Source organism: Enterobacter sp. HG048 (assembly GCF_024702055.1).
GTDB classification, from domain to species: Bacteria; Pseudomonadota; Gammaproteobacteria; order Enterobacterales; family Enterobacteriaceae; genus Enterobacter; species Enterobacter dykesii.
Genome location: NZ_JANLIZ010000003.1, coordinates 157602 through 177165, shown reverse-complemented (window position 1 = coordinate 177165; position 19564 = coordinate 157602). Strand labels below are relative to the sequence as shown.

19 protein-coding genes and 2 pseudogenes are annotated in these 19564 nt (G+C 54.7%); 10 read left to right on the top strand and 11 right to left on the bottom strand.

Annotated elements, in window-relative coordinates; genetic code table 11:
- Nucleotides 1–14: 14 nt before the first annotated feature.
- The 3 genes from NUX24_RS06280 to NUX24_RS06270 all read right to left on the bottom strand — a co-directional run bounded on the left by NUX24_RS06280 (nt 15) and on the right by NUX24_RS06270 (nt 2697).
- Entirely contained in the window at nt 15–494 is a 480-nt protein-coding gene (locus NUX24_RS06280; protein WP_029739386.1) for an Rrf2 family transcriptional regulator, read from the bottom strand.
- Nucleotides 495–631: 137 nt separating this feature from the next.
- Nucleotides 632–2020, bottom strand: a complete 1389-nt coding sequence (locus tag NUX24_RS06275) for a HAMP domain-containing sensor histidine kinase (RefSeq protein ID WP_257830269.1) — start codon at nt 2018–2020, stop codon at nt 632–634.
- Nucleotides 2020–2697, bottom strand: coding sequence for a response regulator transcription factor (locus NUX24_RS06270; protein ID WP_257830268.1), 678 nt, complete (start codon nt 2695–2697; stop codon nt 2020–2022). Before NUX24_RS06270 ends, NUX24_RS06275 begins: the two co-directional genes overlap by 1 nt.
- 203 nt (nt 2698–2900) lie before the next feature.
- Here NUX24_RS06270 and NUX24_RS06265 point away from each other — a divergent pair, with 203 nt between their 5' ends.
- On the top strand, nt 2901–3737 hold the full coding sequence (locus NUX24_RS06265; protein WP_214575668.1) for a MipA/OmpV family protein: 837 nt from the start codon (nt 2901–2903) through the stop codon (nt 3735–3737).
- A gap of 99 nt (nt 3738–3836) precedes the next feature.
- Nucleotides 3837–4177: pseudogene (locus tag NUX24_RS06260) on the top strand (nucleotidyltransferase family protein).
- A gap of 152 nt (nt 4178–4329) precedes the next feature.
- Here the strand turns inward: NUX24_RS06260 and NUX24_RS06255 are convergent.
- Nucleotides 4330–4542, bottom strand: a complete 213-nt coding sequence (locus NUX24_RS06255; protein ID WP_214576004.1) for a hypothetical protein — start codon at nt 4540–4542, stop codon at nt 4330–4332.
- 501 nt (nt 4543–5043) lie between these two features.
- On the opposite strand from NUX24_RS06255, the gene NUX24_RS06250 reads away from it, so the two are divergent.
- Entirely contained in the window at nt 5044–6759 is a 1716-nt protein-coding gene (locus NUX24_RS06250; RefSeq protein WP_047651349.1) for a SulP family inorganic anion transporter, read from the top strand.
- A gap of 40 nt (nt 6760–6799) precedes the next feature.
- On the opposite strand, the gene dmsD is transcribed toward NUX24_RS06250, so the two are convergent.
- The 3 genes from dmsD to NUX24_RS06235 form a co-directional block, all read right to left on the bottom strand.
- Nucleotides 6800–7414 carry a Tat proofreading chaperone DmsD gene (gene dmsD, locus NUX24_RS06245; protein ID WP_047651350.1) on the bottom strand — a complete coding sequence of 205 codons (615 nt, stop codon included), beginning with the start codon at nt 7412–7414 and terminating at the stop codon, nt 6800–6802.
- Nucleotides 7415–7506: 92 nt separating this feature from the next.
- Nucleotides 7507–9945, bottom strand: coding sequence for a selenate/tellurate reductase subunit YnfE (gene ynfE, locus NUX24_RS06240; RefSeq protein WP_257830266.1), 2439 nt, complete (start codon nt 9943–9945; stop codon nt 7507–7509).
- Between the two features lie 131 nt (nt 9946–10076).
- A complete protein-coding gene (locus tag NUX24_RS06235; RefSeq protein WP_029739394.1) occupies nt 10077–10343 on the bottom strand; it encodes a DUF1161 domain-containing protein in 267 nt (88 codons plus the stop codon).
- 104 nt (nt 10344–10447) lie between these two features.
- On the opposite strand from NUX24_RS06235, the gene NUX24_RS06230 reads away from it, so the two are divergent.
- A complete protein-coding gene (locus tag NUX24_RS06230; protein ID WP_047651352.1) occupies nt 10448–11158 on the top strand; it encodes a YnfC family lipoprotein in 711 nt (236 codons plus the stop codon).
- Between the two features lie 17 nt (nt 11159–11175).
- Here the strand turns inward: NUX24_RS06230 and speG are convergent, their stop codons facing one another.
- Together speG and NUX24_RS06220 are read right to left on the bottom strand one after the other, a co-directional pair.
- Nucleotides 11176–11736, bottom strand: a complete 561-nt coding sequence (speG, locus tag NUX24_RS06225; protein ID WP_023311549.1) for a spermidine N1-acetyltransferase — start codon at nt 11734–11736, stop codon at nt 11176–11178.
- On the bottom strand, nt 11736–12074 hold the full coding sequence (locus tag NUX24_RS06220) for a DUF1283 family protein (RefSeq protein WP_008502414.1): 339 nt from the start codon (nt 12072–12074) through the stop codon (nt 11736–11738). Before NUX24_RS06220 ends, speG begins: the two co-directional genes overlap by 1 nt.
- 152 nt (nt 12075–12226) lie before the next feature.
- On the opposite strand from NUX24_RS06220, the pseudogene NUX24_RS06215 reads away from it, so the two are divergent.
- From NUX24_RS06215 to NUX24_RS06195, 5 genes and pseudogenes are all read left to right on the top strand, one after another.
- A pseudogene (locus NUX24_RS06215) lies at nt 12227–12351 on the top strand (hypothetical protein); the annotation flags it as partial.
- 111 nt (nt 12352–12462) lie between these two features.
- Nucleotides 12463–13677: a D-mannonate dehydratase ManD gene (manD, locus tag NUX24_RS06210; RefSeq protein ID WP_032657497.1), complete on the top strand. Its 1215-nt coding sequence runs from the start codon at nt 12463–12465 to the stop codon at nt 13675–13677.
- 14 nt (nt 13678–13691) lie between these two features.
- Nucleotides 13692–14711, top strand: a complete 1020-nt coding sequence (locus NUX24_RS06205; protein WP_257830264.1) for a Zn-dependent oxidoreductase — start codon at nt 13692–13694, stop codon at nt 14709–14711.
- Nucleotides 14712–14784: 73 nt separating this feature from the next.
- Nucleotides 14785–16152 (top strand): MFS transporter, encoded by a 1368-nt coding sequence (locus NUX24_RS06200; RefSeq protein WP_257830262.1) that lies wholly within the window; start codon nt 14785–14787, stop codon nt 16150–16152.
- A gap of 219 nt (nt 16153–16371) precedes the next feature.
- Nucleotides 16372–17835 carry a mannitol dehydrogenase family protein gene (locus tag NUX24_RS06195; RefSeq protein WP_257830261.1) on the top strand — a complete coding sequence of 488 codons (1464 nt, stop codon included), beginning with the start codon at nt 16372–16374 and terminating at the stop codon, nt 17833–17835.
- Between the two features lie 43 nt (nt 17836–17878).
- On the opposite strand, the gene ydfZ is transcribed toward NUX24_RS06195, so the two are convergent.
- Nucleotides 17879–18082 (bottom strand): putative selenium delivery protein YdfZ, encoded by a 204-nt coding sequence (gene ydfZ, locus NUX24_RS06190; RefSeq protein ID WP_257830260.1) that lies wholly within the window; start codon nt 18080–18082, stop codon nt 17879–17881.
- 288 nt (nt 18083–18370) lie between these two features.
- Between ydfZ and NUX24_RS06185 the strand changes: the two genes are divergently transcribed.
- Nucleotides 18371–18802, top strand: a complete 432-nt coding sequence (locus tag NUX24_RS06185; RefSeq protein ID WP_214575674.1) for a universal stress protein — start codon at nt 18371–18373, stop codon at nt 18800–18802.
- Nucleotides 18803–18835: 33 nt separating this feature from the next.
- Here NUX24_RS06185 and NUX24_RS06180 read toward each other — a convergent pair whose 3' ends face one another.
- Entirely contained in the window at nt 18836–19522 is a 687-nt protein-coding gene (locus tag NUX24_RS06180; RefSeq protein WP_023311557.1) for a GntR family transcriptional regulator, read from the bottom strand.
- Nucleotides 19523–19564: the final 42 nt, after the last annotated feature.

The window sequence follows — 19564 nt, the reverse complement described above, 5'->3', positions numbered from 1 at the left end:
CATCAGATAAAACGTTACGACGTTTTTTGATACTGGGCAATAAGGTCCGGGAGGGGATCCCATCCGCTGCTGTCGGCGTTTTTCACCGCTTCCAGGGCGCTTGCCACGGTATGGCGGGCCAGTACCGCTAACGAAGCCTCTTCTGCCTCTTCGGAAATCGATTTGAAGTACCAGCAGGCGTTGGCGCTGACCACGCAGCGGGCCGGCACGTCAGGGCGCGACGCCCACAGCTTTTTATCTTCGATGACCGAAAGGTAGATGTCGCGCAGGGTGATCTCTTCCGGCGGGCGACCAAGGTGAATTGAGCCGTTACGGCCAAGCGTTGAGACGATAATGCCGTCACGCGTGAGCGGAACCATCAATTTTCTGATGAAGCTCGGGTTCGCTTCCAGGCCGTAGGCCAGAATCGCACTCGTGGAACGTTCACCCAATTGCTCCGCCATCGCTACGCTGAGAACCATCTGCAAAGCTGTCGGGAAGCGGTAATCTAACATTTCTCTGTCCTGGGTTGCGGTGAATCTTGTTCTTTTTGGCACCGCAGAGGTGAATAAGCAATAAACAACAATATAACAAATACGGTAATTATTTTGAAGCAATCTGCGGCATTTGCGATCGAACTCCCTGTTCTGATTTAGCAAAACGTGCGGTTCGGGAAGTCAACCGTCACCATCAGGCCACCTTCAGCGGAAGTACTCAGGTTTACGCTGCTGTTGTGTTGCTGCGCCACCGCTTTGACGATGGCAAGCCCCAGCCCGCTCCCGCTTTGCACCTGATTGGGGTCGCGGAAAAACCGGTCAAACACGCGCTCGCGCAGTTCAACCGGAATACCGGGCCCTGCATCTGAAACGCGAAGCCGCGCGAAGCCATCCGCTATGCTGACATCGACCTGAATCCGCCCGCCCTCGGGACTGTACTTCACGGCGTTCTCAATGAGGTTGTCAATAAGCGATACCAGGCGTTCCCTGACGCCGGGGATCCAGATGTCATCCTCGGCGAAGAATTCCAGCTCAATTCTGCGCGCGGACGCCAGCGGTTCCAGTTCGGCCATTCGTTCCTGAATGAGCGTGGTCAGCGGAACGGTTTCCATGTCCGTATCAATGCGCGCTTCGCTGTGCATCATCAGCAGCAGCTGGTTGACGAGACGCGCTGCCCGGCTGTTGCTGCGAATCACCCCTGCAAGCAGCTCCTGCTGGCTCTCGCTAAAGACCCAGGACTGCAGCGCTTCCACGTTGATGCGCATCGCCGCAAGGGGCGTACGCAGCTCGTGCGCCGCATCCGCAATGAAAACCCGTTCCCTTTCCGCGCTTTCGCGAACTCTGGCAAGGAAGTCGTTGATCGCGTCCACCATCTGGCGAAGCTCCCGGTGCTTCGGTACGGCTTTTAACGGGGAAAGATCGTCCGGCGTGCGTAACGAAATTTCATTGACCACCTTATTCCACGGACGCATCGCAATGCGGATTGAGAGCCACGCGGGAAACAGCAGAAAAGGGAAGCAAACCAGCAGCGGCAGGATGTAGTACCCGCGCGAGTTAAGATAGATAAAGAAGTTCCAGCCGCTGGCTGGGGTGAAAAGGGTAACCTCCACGTCGGAATGAGGGGATTTGAGGGTGCGGCTGGTCCAGACGCGACCTTCACTCTGTACGTGCTCCATTTCGCCCGGCCGGGTGTTTTTCACCCCCGCGGGCGCTCCTTGTGACGAAAATATCACGGCATTATTCTCGCGAACGATGAGGTTAATCGACAGCGCGGGATCGTCACCGCCGCCATAGCCCTCACGCAGCGCCTTGCTGAAGGCTTCCAGCACGGCGGTGCGATCCTGCGGGCGTCCGTCCATCCTCTCAACCAGGGTAAAAAGGGTTTCATACGTCTTATTGCCCGTGAGGATGGGAGGGCTGCGCAGGTCATCCCACAGAATGAAGGTTAAAAAAAGACTCCACAGCAGGGTAAGCAGCACGATCTGGGCGATGATAATTCGCCGTACCAGCGTCGGTCGTCTCAGGTGATACCAGACGTTTCGCATTAACCGGTCACCTTCTGGACTGAGACGGTATCAATGACATACCCGACGCCCCGCACCGTTCGTACATAGCCATCGCCGATTTTTCGCCGCAAATTTCCCATATGCACGTCGAGCGCATTGCTGAGGTTCTCTTTGTTGCCGAATATCCGCTCTTCCAGAAACCGTCGCGTTATCACGCGGTCAGCGCGCAGCATCAATGTTTCCAGCAGCGCATATTCACTGGCGGTCAGGTCTATGTGGCGCGCGCTTACCTTCACGCGACGCGTCGGAACATGAAGCGATAAGCCTCGAATTTCTATCGCCTCATTCTCAAAACCGTAGCTGCGTCGCGCAAGGGCTCGTACTCGCGCCAGCAGTTCGGCGAGAACAAAGGGTTTGACGAGATAGTCGTCCGCGCCGGCATCCAGCCCGCACAGCCGGTCCTGCAGCGTGCCGCGCGCCGTCAGGATGATGACCGGGATCCCCTTGAGCTGCTGACGCAAACGCGTCATCAGGCTCATGCCGTCACCGTCGGGCAGCCCCAGGTCGAGCAAAATAAGTTCAGGCACGCAGACGTCCAGCTGATGCAGCGCATCCTCTTTGCGGCGTACCCATATGACGTCAAATCCTTGATCGGAGAGGGCGATACGTACGCCGTTGCCGAGATCCAGGTCGTCTTCGATTAGTAGAATTTTCACACTGGTAACTGTATCAACCGTGAATGAAGAACATCTTAAGAAAAAAACGGTATCAGGAAACCTGCGCGGTTTACAGCACCGGCTCGCGCTTCAGTGTTTCTTCATGTTGGGCTCATAAGAACCTTAGGGTCGGTATTCAAAATGGGCGTTCAGGCGGTTAACCGCATGCATCGTCATCATTTGAATCCAAAAGGGCTTCTTTAATGAGAAACATCGAACTGCGTCATACGTTCCCCCATTTACTTCCGGGCCGCAGCCTGAAAAACCTCGTGCCGGGCGTCGTTCTGGCGTTACTGGTCACACCTGCACTGGCGGCAGAACAGAGCCAGGGTAACGTCTTAACCCTGGGGGGCGGCGTGGACGTCGCGCCGCGCTACTCAGGTTCCGATAAAACCCGCGTCAGTGCGGCTCAGGTGGTGGATTACGCCATGGCAAACGGCTTCTTTATCGGCACCACGCGAGGGATCGGTTACGGCAATAACATCGGCAACCTGAATTACAGCGCGGCGCTGAGCTATCGGGTTGGTCGTAAAGATAAAGACGTGAGCAGCGATTCGATCAGCTCCGGCAGCGACGAGCTGCGGGGAATGGGCGAGATAAAAGGCTCGGCAATCGTTGTGCCCGGGCTGGAGTACAGGGTGACCGACTGGCTTCACCTGCAGCTGCAGGCTGAGGTACCGGTTTCTGAAAGAGACAACGGTGAAGCGGTCCATTTCGGCATTTCCAGCCCGTTCTATACCTCACCCAAAAATGAGGTGGCGCTGGCGCTGACCGGCAGCTGGGGATCCGACAAGTACATGCAGACCTACTACGGGGTCAGTGCCGCCCAGTCGAGCGCATCGGGATTTGCCCGACATGACGCCGGGGCCGGGATTTATGCCTGGTCGATGAATCTTGACTGGACCCACAAGCTCACCTCGCGCTGGAGCGTCCTTGCCTCAGCGGGTGTGACGCAGCTGACGGGGGATGCGGGCGATAGCCCGATTGTGCATCGTAAAACGTCGCCGACGGGGAGTTTGAAGGTGACGTACAGTTTTTAATTGTTGGCTGCGACAGCTTGCGGTTTTGAGCGCACACTAACGATGTAGATAAGCCGCTCCGGTTAATATGCGGGGCGGTGCTGTTTGATAGCGGGAATCATGGTGGACTATCTAAATTCATTGCAGAGAATATTGTCGGTTGATCCTTCACGAATGCGGGTGCTTTACGCGGTCCGCGATTTGCAACTTCGTGATTGCTGGATTGGCGCGGGTATTGTCAGGGATGCCGTATGGGATCATCTGCATGTTGATTGGCATCGTTCCTTATCTGGCGATGTTGACGTGGTCTGGTTCGATCGCGAATGTTGTACTCCGACGACGAACGTCATCTGGAAGAAAAACTTAAACAACAGATGCCCGCTTTTGACTGGTCTGTAAAGAATCAAGCCAGAATGCATCTGCGTAATGGTGATTGTACTTACCCCATTATCTTCTTATAATATTTTGGATAAGAAATTTGACAAGCAAGAAATATCTTTTTGATTATTTTGATTTCTTAGGTGATTATATTCCGCGTAAGGATATTTGACTGGAATATGATTCCTCTTCTGTCTGTAAAGATAGGAAGAGGAATGTATAAATTATTGATGCATCAGTAACCTGCAGCCTTATTAGCTGATTTTATACGCTGATTTCTTGCGTCTTTTTCTTGTGTGTCTTTAGCTTGCATTATCCCACTTGCAGCATCCACCCAATCATTTGCGGTACAGCCTGACAATACCATACTCAATGTTAGTACAAATACATATTTCAATTTAGTTCCACAATCTAATCGTTGTACAAATAACGCCAGCATAATACTCATTGTATTTGCCACTTATGTGGTTAATGTAACAAAAAATAACATTACGGGCAAGGGGGTATTTCTAGCCTCGTTTAGGCAACTGGTGAGTCATAATCATTAGCTTAAAAAATTGAGTTGCAGGGTTGCAAATAGAACAGCAGTTAATAAAATTATATATCATATTAAATGAATCATTTTCCTTGCGTACTTCAACCACACATGGCTGATTTAAAAGGCTGCTCGTTACACCGCCAATATCGATTGTGCGATGGTCTGCTCTTGGCATTATGACTGTTGGCCATCCATCCCTCACCAGCGTGCAGCGCTGCAGCATCCAGCTTAGCCTACTCCGGCTAAGCGGTAGTTTTTGCACTATGTTTAACACCAGTCAGGATAATAAAATGGTTAACGTTTTATTAGGTTCCGGGCAGTGGTGGCCTCAGTCCGGAGCATTTCAACGCCAGAACCTCACTGAGAAGTGTGCCAGCATGACGTGGCTAATATCCCTATCCGGAGAACAACGTGTTCGGAAAACTATTGTTGAACTACATGCCAGGGCTACAAAATTTGTTAGCCTACGATAAAAGCTGGCTAAAACAGGATGTTAAAGCTGGTTTATCCGTTGCGGCTGTCGCGCTACCGGTGGCCATTGCTTATGCTGAATTGGCAGGTGTTGGGGCAATAGTGGGGCTCTATTCCTGCGTTTTACCGATGATAGCGTATGCATTGTTTGGTTCTTCACGTCAGCTTATTGTGGGCCCTGATGCCACGACCTGCGCGGTGATTGCGGCCGTCGTCTTTCCTCTTTCTGCAGGTAATCCCGAACTGCACTGGCAGCTGACCATCATCATGACGTTGATGATGGGCGGGTGGTGCCTGCTTGCCAGTAAATTCCGCCTGGGCGCGCTTGCCGATTTGCTTTCTCATCCCATTCTCACGGGTTTGCTTAATGGCGTAGCCGTGACGATTATTGTCGGGCAATTAGGCAAGGTGCTGGGGATAAAACTCGATGAAGCGCAGGTTATTGAGAAAATAATGGCCTTGCCAGGCCGACTTTCCGACAGTCATTTATTAACCATTGGGATATCGTTTTTAACGTTAATTATTTTAATGGCGATCAAAACGTATCGCAGCCACTGGCCAGCACCGTTGATTGCCATTGTGATGACAACGCTACTGGTATGGGCGACATCGGCGCAACAGTATGGTATTGCCACTATTGGGGGGGAAGGCTTCCAGCCTGGTTTACCCGTGGTCAACTGGGGCGCGTTTCAGCCCGGTCCGATGCGTGATTTAGTGATCCCAGCGCTGAACCTGGCTTTAGTCAGTTTTGTCAGCCTGATGCTGACCGCCCGCAGTTTCGCTGCGAAAAATGGCTATGAAATTAATGCTGATGCAGAGTTCCGGGCGCTGGGTATTGCGAACATTATGTCGGGGTTATCTCAGGGGTTTGCAATCAGTGGAGCCGATTCCCGGACCGCAGTTAATGATTCAGTGGGTGGGAAAAGTCAGCTGGTTTCCATCGTCGCAGCCTTACTCATCGGTATTGTAGTAGTGTTTTTCACTCAGCCATTACAATTTATTCCGGTATCTGCGTTAGGTATTGTTTTAATGTATGCATCATGGTCATTAATTGATTTACGTGGACTATGGAACCTGAGACGCAGAAATAAACAGGCATTTCGCCTGGCCTTTTTCACGTTTGGCTGTGTGTTAATTATCGGCGTTATCCAGGGGATCGGCCTTGCGGTGTTGCTTGGCCTGTTACAGTTCCTGCGTACGGTGTTTCGTCCCTCTGAGCACTTACTGGGCACTGACGAAAATGGAATGATTCACTCATTAGGTAATACAACCGATATTAAAATGGTCCCGGGCGTGCTGATGTATCGATTTAACTCCCCGTTGACCTATTTTAACGTGGCTTATTTTAAACGTCGGGTATTGAACCTGGTTGATGGTGCAGCAGTACAGCCTAAATGGGTGGTTATTGATGCCGTAGCCTGCTTCACCTATTCAGACATCAGCGTTCTGGCAACCATTAATGAGTTAAAGCGCGATCTGAAAGGTCGACAGATTACGTTAATCCTTGCGGGCAGAAAAACGGAATTAACGCGCTGGTTTAAAGATAGCCGGCCAACGATGAATGATGATGACATGATTCTGGCACCAGACCTCTATCTGGCACTTCGGTTCATTCAAAGCAAAGAGAGTGCGAGTGAATCAGGTGGCGAGGTATAAGCTAAAGGCTTGCCCGCCAACCGCGAGCAAGCCACATCCCTTAGCGATACAGCGTCTTTTCCGCAACCGGAATAAGTAACCCGGATCGCCAGTCCGCGAGCGTCAGCTGTGCAAGCCTGCCCAGCGCGGTATAAAACGGATGCCCGGCGTTGTCGACAAACACCGACAGGAAGCGGGTGCTCCACGGCAGCAGGTGCCACGCCAGAAGCTGATCGCACTCCGACTCGCGGCCATTCTCGGCCAGCCACGCCGCCAGCAGCAGCAAAGTACCGAAATGATCTTCCGGCTCATTCTGCTGCATTTCAAATGCGATAGTGTTCTCCCGCATCCACTGGCGCAGCGCGAGGGTCGAGTCGCCAAACAATACGGATTCACGGTCCAGCCAGACGGAGCCCCACGGCGGCGCGGGCAGGGCATACGGACCAATAAACAGCCGTTGCCAGGCGTCCGCCAGCGGCTCATCGGAAGATGAGGCAAACGTATCGGCAACGGGCTGCAGCGTTTCCGAAGGCAGGGGCCAGTCCTGAACCCATTCGCCAGCGGTGAGCGCTTTCACCAGCGGCGCGGCCTGCTCGCTGTCCGGCGAGAAATAAAACAGCGCGCCCAGCACCCGGGCGCTGAACGCGAACGATTCACGATGTGAGACGTCTTTCATTAAACCTTCCTTGCTCGCGCGGATGACGCCCGCGCGACTGTGTTAACCGATAATAGTGACCACAGAATAAACCAGGGTCTCGTGTTTCACCTCTACACCTTCTCGATCTGCACCAGATTGGTGTGCTGCGGGTTGCCTTTTGCCAGCGGAGAAGGTCGATGGGTCGTCAGCGTGTTGATGCATGAGCCGTGGTCGATACGATCGCCATTCATATTGGCATCATGCCACGCTCCTTGGCCCATGGCGCTCACGCCGGGCATGATGCGTGGCGTGACCTTCGCTTCAATTCGCACCTCGCCGCGATCGTTAAATACGCGCACCGTATCGCCGTTCTTAATGCCTCGTTTTGCAGCATCGACAGGGTTAAGCCACACCTCCTGGCGACAGGCCGCTTTCAGCACGTCGACGTTACCGTAGCTCGAGTGGGTACGGGCTTTGAAGTGGAAGCCGAACAGCTGCAGCGGGAACTGCGCGCGCTCGGGCGCGTCCCAGCCGTCAAAGGTCGAGGCATAGACGGGCAGAGGGCTGATGGTCTCATCTTTTTCCAGCTCCCAGGTGGCCGCAATCTCCGCCAGCTTGCTGGAATAAATTTCTATCTTACCCGATGGCGTTTTCAGCGGATGGGCTTCCGGGTTCTCGCGGAATTTTTTATAGGCCACAAAGTGTCCGTTCGGATCCTTGCGCTTATAAATGCCCATTTTTTTCAGCTCGTCATAGGACGGCAGTTGAGGGTCTTTTTCGAGCATTTTGGCATACAGGTACTGCAGCCACTGTTCCTGCGTGCGTCCTTCTGTGAATTTCTGATGGATATCCGTCCCGAGGCGTTTCGCCACTTCGCTCATGATCCAGTAGATAGGCTTACGCTCAAACTTCGGCGCGGTCACGGGCTGGAGGAAAATGAGGTAGCCCATATTACCCGCATAATCGTTCGGAATGATGTCTACCTGCTCGACGGTCATCAGGTCCGGCAAAATAATATCGGCGTACTTCGCTGACGACGTCATGAAGTTATCGATGACGACAATCATTTCGCACTTGCTTTCATCCTGCAGGATATCGTGGGTTTTATTGATATCGGAGTGCTGGTTGATGATGGTATTGCCCGCGTAGTTCCAGATGAACTTAATCGGCACGTCCAGCTTATCCTTCCCACGCACGCCGTCGCGCAAGGCAGTCATCTCCGGTCCGCGGGCGATGGCGTCCGTCCAGCTGAAGCAGGAGATTTGCGTTTTGACCGGGTTATCCGGTATCGGCATACGTTCGATGGTGATGGTGTAGGTCGACTCGCGCGCGCCGCTGTTACCGCCGTTGATGCCGACGTTTCCGGTAAGAATTGGCAGCATGGCGATGGCGCGGGACGTTAGCTCGCCGTTCGCCTGGCGCTGCGGTCCCCAGCCCTGGCAGATGTATGCCGGTTTTGCGGAGCCGATTTCCCGGGCAAGCTTGATGATGCGATCCGCGGGAATACCGGTGATGCGTGAGGCCCACTCCGGCGTTTTCGCCGTGCGGTCATCGCCCTGGCCGAGAATGTACGCTTTGTAGTGGCCGTTAGCGGGCGCGCCTTCCGGCAGCGTTTTTTCATCGTAGCCAACGCAGTATTTATCGAGAAAAGGCTGGTCGACCAGGTTTTCGTCGATCAATACCCAGGCAATGCCCGCCACCAGTGCGGCATCGGTACCCGGACGAATAGGGATCCACTCATCTTCGCGTCCAGCTGCCGTATCGGTATAGCGCGGGTCGATAACGATCATGCGTGCGTTGGACCGCTCGCGAGCCTGCTCCAGATAATAGGTAATCCCGCCGCCGCTCATGCGCGTTTCCGCCGGGTTATTGCCGAACATCACCACCAGTTTGGTGTTTTCGATATCAGATGTGCTGTTGCCTTCGTTACTGCCGTAAGTGTAAGGCATCGCGCAGGCGATTTGCGCCGTGCTGTAGGTGCCGTAGTGGCTCAGGAAACCGCCGTAGCAGTTCATCAGGCGCGCCACCAGCGAAGCGTAAGGAGAGGAGCGGGTGATATTGCCGCCGACAATTCCGGAGGAGTAGTTAATATACACCGCTTCGTTGCCGTATTTGCTGACCACCCCTTTCAGGCTGGCGGTGATGGCGTCCAGCGCTTCATCCCATGTGATGCGCTCGAACTTGCCTTCGCCGCGTTTGCCCACGCGTTTCATTGGGTAGTTGAGACGGTCAGGATGATTGATCCGACGGCGAATAGAACGTCCGCGCAGGCAGGCGCGCACCTGATGGTTACCGTAAATATCCTCGCCGGTGTTATCCGTTTCGACCCAGTACACTTCGTCGTCGCGGACGTGCAGACGCAGCGCGCAGCGGCTGCCGCAGTTGACCGAGCAGGCGCCCCATACCACTTTATCTTCAGCAGGCTGGACGGCGTTCTTCACCGCCGCGGCGGCCCTCTTTAAGCCGAAAGGAAGCGAGATCCCGCCGGCGGCAAGCGCCAGAGACCCTATTGCCGTAGATTTCACGAGAGTTCGACGGCTAATTCCGCCGTGATGTTCAGTATCGGACATGGCTCACCCCATCATTATAATTACGTATTATTTTTCCCGAAATGATAACCGGGCTAATGATGGGGTGAGTGTTACTGATTTGGGGGTATTAGATCTTAATCCTCATCAAATCAAAGGGGATTGAGGCTAAATTACTGCGCTTCAGCAGCCCCGTTGCCTGTGCGGGTGTACAAAATTTTAAAGGTGTCGTTGGCGCAGTGGCCTACCACCTGCGTGCCCGCCTGGTCAGCCTGATCGTTCGGCACAATGCTCAGCGTAAAACCTGATTCAGGCACGCCGTTGTTGATAATTTTCTGCTGAATGTCGCTTTTCACGCGCTCGCAGGAATCCGGTGCCGCCAGGGCGGCCGTTGAGGCACTCATTAACAGCAGGGCGGTAATCCAGGGTAACCGTTTCATCTGTAGCTCCTTTTCTCTGTGTAGAGATTAATTTTAGCAGGCTTCGTGTAAACAACTGTATTTGCTAATATGATTGGGAATAATCTCCCTGTACGGTAATAAATGTGAAGAAATACGCAGCGATAACGCTACTGGCAGCAACACTGGTGGGGTGTGATAACAGCTCCGCGCCGCTGTCGTTTACGCCCGAGATGGCGAGTTTCTCGAATGAATTTGATTTTGATCCGCTGCGCGGCCCGGTGAAAGACTTCACCCAGACGCTGCTCAACGAGAAGGGCGAAGTGTCCAAACGGGTGACTGGCACCGTGTCGGCGGAAGGGTGTTTCGATACCCTGGAACTGCACGACCTGGAGGCCAATACCGGCGTGGCGCTGGTGCTGGATGCCAATTACTATCTTGATGCGGAAACCCAGCAGCGAAAAGTGAAGCTGCAGGGGAAATGCCAGCTGGCCGAACTGCCGTCAGCAGGGATAACGTGGGATACCGACGACAACGGTTTTGTGGTAGCGGCGCACGGCAAAGAGATGGAAGTGAAGTATCGTTACGATGCGGATGGCTACCCGCTGGGTAAAACCACCGTCTCTGGCGATCAGCATCTGTCCGTCCAGTCGACGCCGTCTAAAGACGTTCGCAAAAGAATGGATTACTCGGCAGTGAGCATGTTGAATGACAAGCCGCTGGGTAACGTGAAGCAGAGCTGCGACTACGACAGGCACAATAATCCGGTGAGCTGCGATCTGACGATCACGGACGACAGCGTCAAACCCGCCGTTGAGCGTAAGTACACCATCAAGAACACGATTGAATATTACTGAAAATAAAACCGCGCAGGTTACTGCGCGGTCGGTTTCAGCAGGCTGGCGCCTGACGGTTTATGACCGGCGAGGTGCTGATGCTGGAAGATGCACATGCGAATGGTATTGCGGTATTCACCGTTGATAAAGAACTCGTGAATCAGCTCGCCTTCCACCATAAAGCCCAGCTTGCGGTAGATATGGATCGCTTTCTCGTTCTCTTTGTCCACAATCAGGTAAAGCTTGTAGAGATTCAGAACGTTGAATCCGTAATCCATTGCCAGCTTCGCCGCCCGTGACGCAAGGCCTTTTCCCTGATGCTCAGGGGAAATAATGATCTGAAACTCCGCCCGACGGTGAACGTGGTTGATTTCAACCAGCTCCACAAGACCGGCTTTTTCGCCTTCACACTCCACCACAAAACGACGTTCACTCTGATCGTGAATGTGCTTATCGTAGAGATCGGACAGCTCAACAAAGGCCTCGTACGGCTCTTCGAACCAGTAGCGCATTACGCTGGCGTTATTGTCGAGCTGGTGGACGAAGCGCAGGTCTTCACGCTCCAGCGGACGAAGCTTAACGTCGCAGGGCGCCGACATTACGGGGCTACCGTGCGGCCAGTGCGGCGATCCAGGCAGCGCAGGGTGTTTGGCTCCCAGTAGGCGTTGACGTTTGCACTTTGCTGACACTTATCGCGCGCGTCAAAAGCGACATCTTCTTTATCCCACTCTTTCTCAGCACGTTTGTTGACCTTCTGACGAAGGCTGCGGGTGTCATTCCATTGTTCTTTGTCCATGGCGGCGTTCTGGCGGCTTTGCGCGCTGTCACCAGACTCAATAATGAGCTTGCTGGTTTCCGCTGTCGCAGAGGCGGCAAAGGCGAACGATGACAGCGCCAGCAGGGCTGTCAGACAAAGGCGTTTGCTTAATGTGGTCATAGCGTTTCCTTTTAAACGGGTGCAGATAATCAAGTTACCCTGAACAGATTCTACACCAAAGCGAAAATACGTCATACCCGCGGTGCAAGTATGGAAAGGTAAAGGATATCATCAGGTATGATGTCTAAATAAATCCTCACCTGACGTGAAATATGCTCAAAACGACGCTGCTTTTTTTTGCTACCGCGCTATGCGAAATCATCGGCTGCTTCCTGCCCTGCGCTTGCTGAAGAAGGGGGGATCCGTATTGCTGCTCATCCCGGCAAGCGTCGCGCTAATCGCCCGGTTTTGTGATCGTTAGCCGATTTTATGATCATCATACTTGTATGGTAGTAGGGTTGATGGGTAAATTTCAAGCATCACAACGAATGATGTAAGGAAAGGAATTATGAAGATTGTCGCGGCTGACGTGTTTGTTACCTGCCCGGGGCGGAACTTTGTCACTCTTAAAATCACCACCGACGAGGGGATTGTCGGCCTCGGTGACGCTACGCTGAACGGGCGTGAACTCTCCGTTGCTTCCTACCTGAAAGACCATCTCTGCCCGCAGCTGATTGGCCGCGATGCGCACCGCATCGAAGATATCTGGCAGTTTTTCTATAAGGGTGCCTACTGGCGTCGCGGCCCGGTCACCATGTCGGCCATCTCCGCCGTGGATATGGCGCTGTGGGACATCAAGGCCAAAGCGGCCAACATGCCGCTCTACCAGCTGTTGGGCGGCGCATCCCGTGAAGGGGTGATGGTTTACTGCCACACGACCGGTCACACCATTGACGACGTGCTGGAAGATTACGCCCGCCATAAAGAGATGGGCTTCAAGGCGATCCGCGTGCAGTGCGGCGTGCCGGGCATGAAAACCACCTACGGCATGGCTAAAGGGAAGGGGCTGGCCTACGAACCTGCGACCAAAGGCGACTGGCCGGAAGAGCAGCTCTGGTCCACCGAAAAATACCTCGATTTCACGCCAAAGCTGTTCGACGCGGTGCGCAGTAAATTCGGCTTCAATGAACATCTTCTGCACGACATGCACCACCGCCTGACGCCAATCGAAGCGGCGCGCTTCGGCAAGAGCATTGAAGAATTCCGCATGTTCTGGATGGAAGATCCAACGCCTGCGGAAAACCAGGCCTGCTTCCGCCTCATTCGCCAGCACACCGTCACGCCAATAGCCGTGGGCGAAGTATTTAATAGCATCTGGGACTGCAAGCAGCTCATCGAAGAGCAGCTCATCGACTATATCCGCACCACCATTACCCACGCGGGCGGGATCACCGGGATGCGTCGCATCGCGGACTTCGCCTCGCTCTACCAGGTACGCACCGGCTCGCACGGCCCGTCGGATCTCTCGCCGGTATGCCATGCCGCCGCGCTGCATTTCGACCTGTGGGTGCCAAACTTTGGCGTCCAGGAATATATGGGCTATTCCGAACAGATGCTGGAGGTCTTCCCGCACAGCTGGCGCTTTGATAACGGCTATATGCATCCGGGCGACAGGCCGGGCCTGGGCATCGAATTTGATGAAAAACTGGCAGCGAAGTATCCGTACGATCCGGCCTATCTGCCGGTGGCCCGTCTTGAGGACGGCACGCTGTGGAACTGGTAAACGAGGAGCGCACGATGAAAAGCGTAGTGATTCAACAGCCGAACGAACTGGTGATTGAAGAGCGGCCACTCCCGGCGGCAGGTGCAGGTGAAGTTCGCGTCAAAATCACGCTGGCGGGGATCTGCGGTTCGGATAGCCACTTCTATCGCGGCCATAACCCGTTTGCGAAATATCCACGCACGATCGGCCACGAGTTTTTTGGCGTGATTGACGCCGTAGGCGAGGGTGTTGACAGTGCCCGTCTGGGCCAGCGCGTCTCGGTCGATCCGGTGATCAGCTGCGGACGCTGCTATCCGTGTTCCGTCGGAAAACCGAACGTCTGCACCTCGCTGGTGGTGCTGGGCGTACACCGCGACGGGGGCTTCAGCGAATATGCGGCGGTACCCGCTAAAAATGCCTGGCCTATCCCCGATGACATTCCGGATAGACACGCCGTCATGGTGGAGCCTTTCACCATCGCCGCCAACGTGACGGGGCAGGCCAGCCCCACCGGGCAGGACGTCGCGCTGATTTACGGCGCAGGGCCGATGGGGCTGGTCACCGTGCAGGCGCTGAAAGGCGTCTATAAGGTGAAGCAGGTTATCGTGGTTGATCGCATCGACGAACGCCTGAAAATGGCCCAGCGCAGCGGCGCGGACTGGGTGTTGAATAACGGCGAGCAGTCGCTGCAGGCCGCGCTGGACGAAAGGGGCATCAAACCGACGTTAATTATTGATGCCGCCTGTCATCCGGCGATTTTGCAGGAGGCGATTACCCTGGCCTCTCCGGCGGCGCGTATCGTGCTGATGGGTTTCTCCAGCGAGCCGAGCCAGATTGTCCAGCAGGGCATCACCGGCAAAGAGCTGGCGATCTTCTCCTCGCGCCTCAATGCCAACAAATTCCCGGTCGTCATCGACTGGCTGAAAAAAGGGCTGATCGACCCGGAAAAACTGATCACTCATGCCTTTGACTATCACCATGTAACAGACGCCATTGAACTGTTTGAGAAAGACCAGCGGCAGTGCTGCAAAGTCTTGCTCACGTTCGGGAAATAATCCTTTACGCGGTTAAGAGCCTGCGCAGACAGGCTCTATGTGGTACGCATCTTACCCTTCAGAGATAGCCATTATGACGCAAGCACAACCTCAAAGAACCACCTCCGATCTGGTGAAAGCCGCCGTTTCCGGCTGGCTGGGCACCGCCCTGGAGTTTATGGACTTTCAGCTTTACTCGCTGGGGGCTGCCCTGGTCTTTCACGAGATCTTCTTCCCTGAACAGTCAGCCGCGATGGCGCTAATCCTCGCGATGGGAACCTACGGCGCAGGCTATATCGCACGCATTGTCGGTGCCTTTATCTTTGGAAGGATGGGCGACAGCATCGGTCGTAAGAAGGTGCTGTTTATCACCATCACCATGATGGGGATCTGCACCACGCTGATTGGCGTCCTGCCGACCTACGCGCAGATCGGGATTTTTGCTCCCGTTCTGCTGGTGACGCTGCGCATCATTCAGGGCCTGGGCGCCGGGGCTGAGATCTCGGGGGCCGGGACCATGCTGGCGGAGTACGCGCCAAAAGGGAAACGCGGCATCATCTCTTCGCTGGTGGCGATGGGCACAAACTGCGGGACGCTGAGCGCCACGGCGATCTGGGCGGTGATGTTCTTTGCCCTCGACCGTGAAGAGCTGATTGCCTGGGGTTGGCGCGTGCCGTTCCTCGCCAGCGTGGTGGTGATGATTTTCGCCATCTGGCTGCGTATGAACCTCAAGGAGAGCCCGGTCTTTGAGAAAGTGAACGATGCCCAAACCGTACAGCCGGACACCTCGCTCGGTTCAATGGTGAAAAGTAAATCCTTCTGGCTGGCGACCGGCCTGCGGTTTGGTCAGGCAGGCAACTCGGGTTTGATCCAGACGTTCCTCGCCGGATATCTGGTCCAGACGCTGCTGTTCGATAAAGCCATCCCTACCGATGCGCTGATGATAAGCTCCATTCTCGGGTTTATCTCCATTCCGGTGCTGGGCTGGCTTTCCGATAAAGTAGGGCGCCGTCTGCCGTACATTATCCTCAATATCTCCGCCATTCTTCTCGCGTACCCGATGCTGTCGATTATTGTCGATAAGAGCTATGCGCCGGGGACAATTATGCTCTCTATCATCGTTATCCATAACTTCGCCGTGCTGGGGCTGTTTGCGCTGGAAAATATCACCATGGCGGAGATGTTTGGCTCGCGAAATCGCTTTACCCGCATGGCTATCTCCAAAGAGGCGGGCGGCCTGGTGGCGGTGGGCTTTGGTCCGGTACTAGCGGGGATCTTCTGCAATATGACCGGCTCCTGGTGGCCGATTGTCGCCATGCTGGTGGCTTATTCCGCGATTGGGCTGCTCTCGGCTGTCCTGATGCCGGAAGTGCGCGACCGTGATTTGAGCGCGGCGCACGACGCAGCGGAGTCCACGCCGGAAGAGAGCGTGGGTTACGGCGCGCTGTCATCGCGACGCTAATGGTTCATAACTTAAGTGACCTGTCACATAACTTTATCTTTATGTCAGACCACATGAGCAAAAGTTAATATAAATCAAAATCTCAAACGGCAGTATCAGTATGGTTGATGGCAGTTATTTTTTACCCCAGCTGCCATTCTAGTTGGTGTAGTCAGCGGGCGCTGTCGCTTCTGAAGAAGTGGCAGCGATCCACGGCTTTCTAATTAACGAGTCTTAATCATGGAAAAAACCTTATTACAGGCCAACGCGACGCTGCCTCAGTACGATCGCGACAGCCTTAAAGCACGCATTGTACATTTAGGCTTCGGCGCATTTCACCGCGCGCATCAGGCGGTGTATGCCGACATTCTCGCCGCCGGGCACGGCAGCGACTGGGGCTACTGTGAGGTTAACCTGATTGGCGGCGAGCAGCAGATTGCCGATCTGAACGCGCAGGATAACCTCTACACCGTGGCGGAGATGTCTGCCGACGCATGGACATCCCGCGTGGTTGGCGTGGTCAAAAAAGCGCTGCATGCGCAGGTTGACGGGCTGGAGAGCGTGCTGGCGGTAATGTGCGAACCGCAGGTGGCGATTGTCTCGCTGACCATCACCGAGAAAGGGTACTGCCACTCGCCGGCGACCGGCCAACTGATGCTCGATCACCCTTTTATCGTCGCCGACCTGCAAAACCCGCACCAGCCGAAATCCGCGCCGGGCGTGGTGGTGGAAGCGCTGGCGCGTCGCAAAACGGCGGGTCTGCCTGCGTTTAGCGTGATGTCCTGCGACAACATGCCGGAGAACGGCCACGTGATGCGCAATGTGACCTGCGCGTACGCCCGGGCGGTAGACGGCGAGCTGGCGGACTGGATCGAGGCTAACGTCACCTTCCCGTCAACCATGGTGGACCGCATCGTGCCGGCGGTTACGGCCGATACGCTGGATAAAATTGAACGGCTGACCGGCGTGCGTGACCCGGCGGCGGTCGCCTGTGAACCGTTCCGCCAGTGGGTGATCGAAGACAACTTTGTGGCAGGACGTCCAGAGTGGGAAAAAGCCGGAGCCGAGCTGGTGTCAGACGTGATCCCGTTTGAAGAGATGAAGCTGCGCATGCTCAACGGCAGCCACTCGTTCCTGGCGTACCTGGGCTATCTGGCCGGTTATCCGCATATCAACGACTGTATGGAAGATGAGAACTACCGCCTCGCCGCGCGCGCGCTGATGCTTAACGAGCAGGCGCCCACGCTGAAAGTGAAGGGCGTTGATTTAGGTCGGTATGCCGATCTCCTGATTGCCCGCTACGGCAACCCGGCCCTGCGCCACAGGACATGGCAAATCGCGATGGACGGCAGCCAGAAGCTCCCGCAGCGTATGCTGGACTCCGTGCGCTGGCACCTGGTCCACCAGAAACCTTTCCCGCTGCTGGCGCTGGGCGTGGCTGGCTGGATGCGCTATGTCGGCGGCGTGGATGAGCAGGGTAACGCCATTGACGTGAGCGATCCGCAGCTCGCGGTGATTCAGGCGGCGGTGAAGGGAAGTGCGGAAGGGGAAAGCCGGGTCAACGCGCTGCTCGGCATTGAGGCCATCTTTGGTAAAGAGTTACCGCAGGAGCCGCGCTTTGTGGCTGCGGTGATGGCCGCGTACCGGTCGTTGCTGCAACAGGGGGCGAAAGCGACCGTCGCGCAGTACGCGTCTCAACGGTAATTCAGCACATGCCGCCGTGCGCGGCGGCATGTCTGCGCACAGCTTAGTGCATCCCCAGGCGAATCAGCTCAATCGGCTCGAACTTACCTTCGCATCCTTCCACTTCAACCGTTTTGCTGCGGCGTACCTGCGCGGCATCCAGCCCGTCGCTGTGGATCGCTTTAATCACGCCGGTTTTACCCTTGCCGCTAATCATGACGCGGCTGCCGGTGGTGATTGCATTGCGGTTACGGTCGTATGTCATCATGGTATATTCTCCTCTCTAACCTGTTCGTTACGGCGCTATTTCGGGTTTTGCCGTTCACGGGGCATATAAATACGCCTGTCCGCGCTTCATGTTTTTGTTTTTGATCAAACTCACACTTTTTTCTTTATTCCGTCGGGCGCTGACGGTTCAGGACGGTAATTTACAAAGTGGACCGTTATTTTCATTAATTGATAGTTTCGACAGGGAAGCGTTGAGGGTTGGTTTATATTCCTGATGTCATCCTGTGTGCAGGAAATAAACCTTTCATCGGAATAAGGAGTCAGGCTTATGTATAAGAACATTTTGATGCCTGTAGACGTGTTTGAAATGGATTTGAGCGACAAAGCGGTTCGCCACGCGGCAAACCTGGCGAAGGCTGAAGGCGCGTCGATTACCCTGGTCAACATTCTGCCAGCCAGCAGCCGGTCTCTGCTGCGCGGTTTCAACGCCGATATTAAAAAGTTTGAAGAGTATATGACCGCAGAATCCGGCAAGAAAATGAACGAGTTAAAAAGACTGTTCGATATCGCCCCTGAGAATATTCACAGCATGGTGCGTTTTGGCAACGTCCGCGATGAAATTATCAAGCTGAGCAAGGAGGGGAAATATGATGCGATTGTCATCGGGTCGAAAAATCCAAGCATCTCCACGCATCTGCTGGGTTCAAATGCGGAATCTATTCTGCGCTACGCCACGATCCCGGTGTTAGTCGTTCGCTAATCACGCCGCCGCACCCGAAAGGGGCGGCGCATATTACTCTTCGCTAAACCACTCGCTATTTTCCTGACGAATAAGCTGCACGGATTCGCTAATTTCCTGCAGATGCAGCGTCATCGCTTTTTCCACGCCGTCCGGGTCGCGTTTTTCCAGCGCGCTGAAAATATCATGATGCTGTCGAAGCAGCATTTCCGGCGGGGAAACGTGATCGAGGCTCATGTAGCGCACGCGGTCAATGGTGGCCTTGATGTTCTCGATGGTATCCCAGGCCAGCTGACAATCGGCAATCTGCGCCAGTTTCTGGTGGAATTCATCGTCAAGCTGGAAGAAATCATTGAGCTGCTTGCGGTCAATCGCAATACGCTGCTGGTGCAGGTTCTGCTCCAGCTGGTAACACTGGTTGTCGTTGATAAGCGTTGCGGCACGGCGCGCCACCGCACATTCAATGGCCTGGCGAACGAAACAGCCGTTGCGTACCTGAGAGAGTGAAATTTTGTTCACGTAGCTGCCGCGCTGCGGGCGGATCTGAATCAGTCCGTTTTCAGCAAGCTTAATAAACGCTTCACGTACCGGCTGACGGGAAACGTCAAAACGCACGGAGACCTCTTTTTCAGAAAGCGGCGTTCCCGGTGGGATCAGGCAATGGACAATATCACGTCGCAAAATGCGATAGATTTGCTGGTTAACGGGCTGGGTGGGATTGAGTTGCGATTCAGCGGCCATGAGTTGTCATTTCTCAGAGAGTTAGCCTGAACATACTACCAT

Bases quoted from the DNA above. Each gene is read 5' to 3' on its own strand.
- NUX24_RS06280 (WP_029739386.1), bottom strand. From the start codon at position 494: ATGTTAGATTACCGCTTCCCGACAGCTTTGCAGATGGTTCTCAGCGTA.
- NUX24_RS06275 (WP_257830269.1), bottom strand. From the start codon at position 2,020: ATGCGAAACGTCTGGTATCACCTGAGACGACCGACGCTGGTACGGCGA.
- NUX24_RS06265 (WP_214575668.1), top strand. From the start codon at position 2,901: ATGAGAAACATCGAACTGCGTCATACGTTCCCCCATTTACTTCCGGGC.
- NUX24_RS06255 (WP_214576004.1), bottom strand. From the start codon at position 4,542: ATGAGTATTATGCTGGCGTTATTTGTACAACGATTAGATTGTGGAACT.
- dmsD (WP_047651350.1), bottom strand. From the start codon at position 7,414: ATGAAAGACGTCTCACATCGTGAATCGTTCGCGTTCAGCGCCCGGGTG.
- ynfE (WP_257830266.1), bottom strand. From the start codon at position 9,945: ATGTCCGATACTGAACATCACGGCGGAATTAGCCGTCGAACTCTCGTG.
- NUX24_RS06235 (WP_029739394.1), bottom strand. From the start codon at position 10,343: ATGAAACGGTTACCCTGGATTACCGCCCTGCTGTTAATGAGTGCCTCA.
- speG (WP_023311549.1), bottom strand. From the start codon at position 11,736: ATGTCGGCGCCCTGCGACGTTAAGCTTCGTCCGCTGGAGCGTGAAGAC.
- NUX24_RS06220 (WP_008502414.1), bottom strand. From the start codon at position 12,074: ATGACCACATTAAGCAAACGCCTTTGTCTGACAGCCCTGCTGGCGCTG.
- manD (WP_032657497.1), top strand. From the start codon at position 12,463: ATGAAGATTGTCGCGGCTGACGTGTTTGTTACCTGCCCGGGGCGGAAC.
- NUX24_RS06205 (WP_257830264.1), top strand. From the start codon at position 13,692: ATGAAAAGCGTAGTGATTCAACAGCCGAACGAACTGGTGATTGAAGAG.
- NUX24_RS06200 (WP_257830262.1), top strand. From the start codon at position 14,785: ATGACGCAAGCACAACCTCAAAGAACCACCTCCGATCTGGTGAAAGCC.
- NUX24_RS06195 (WP_257830261.1), top strand. From the start codon at position 16,372: ATGGAAAAAACCTTATTACAGGCCAACGCGACGCTGCCTCAGTACGAT.
- ydfZ (WP_257830260.1), bottom strand. From the start codon at position 18,082: ATGATGACATACGACCGTAACCGCAATGCAATCACCACCGGCAGCCGC.
- NUX24_RS06185 (WP_214575674.1), top strand. From the start codon at position 18,371: ATGTATAAGAACATTTTGATGCCTGTAGACGTGTTTGAAATGGATTTG.
- NUX24_RS06180 (WP_023311557.1), bottom strand. From the start codon at position 19,522: ATGGCCGCTGAATCGCAACTCAATCCCACCCAGCCCGTTAACCAGCAA.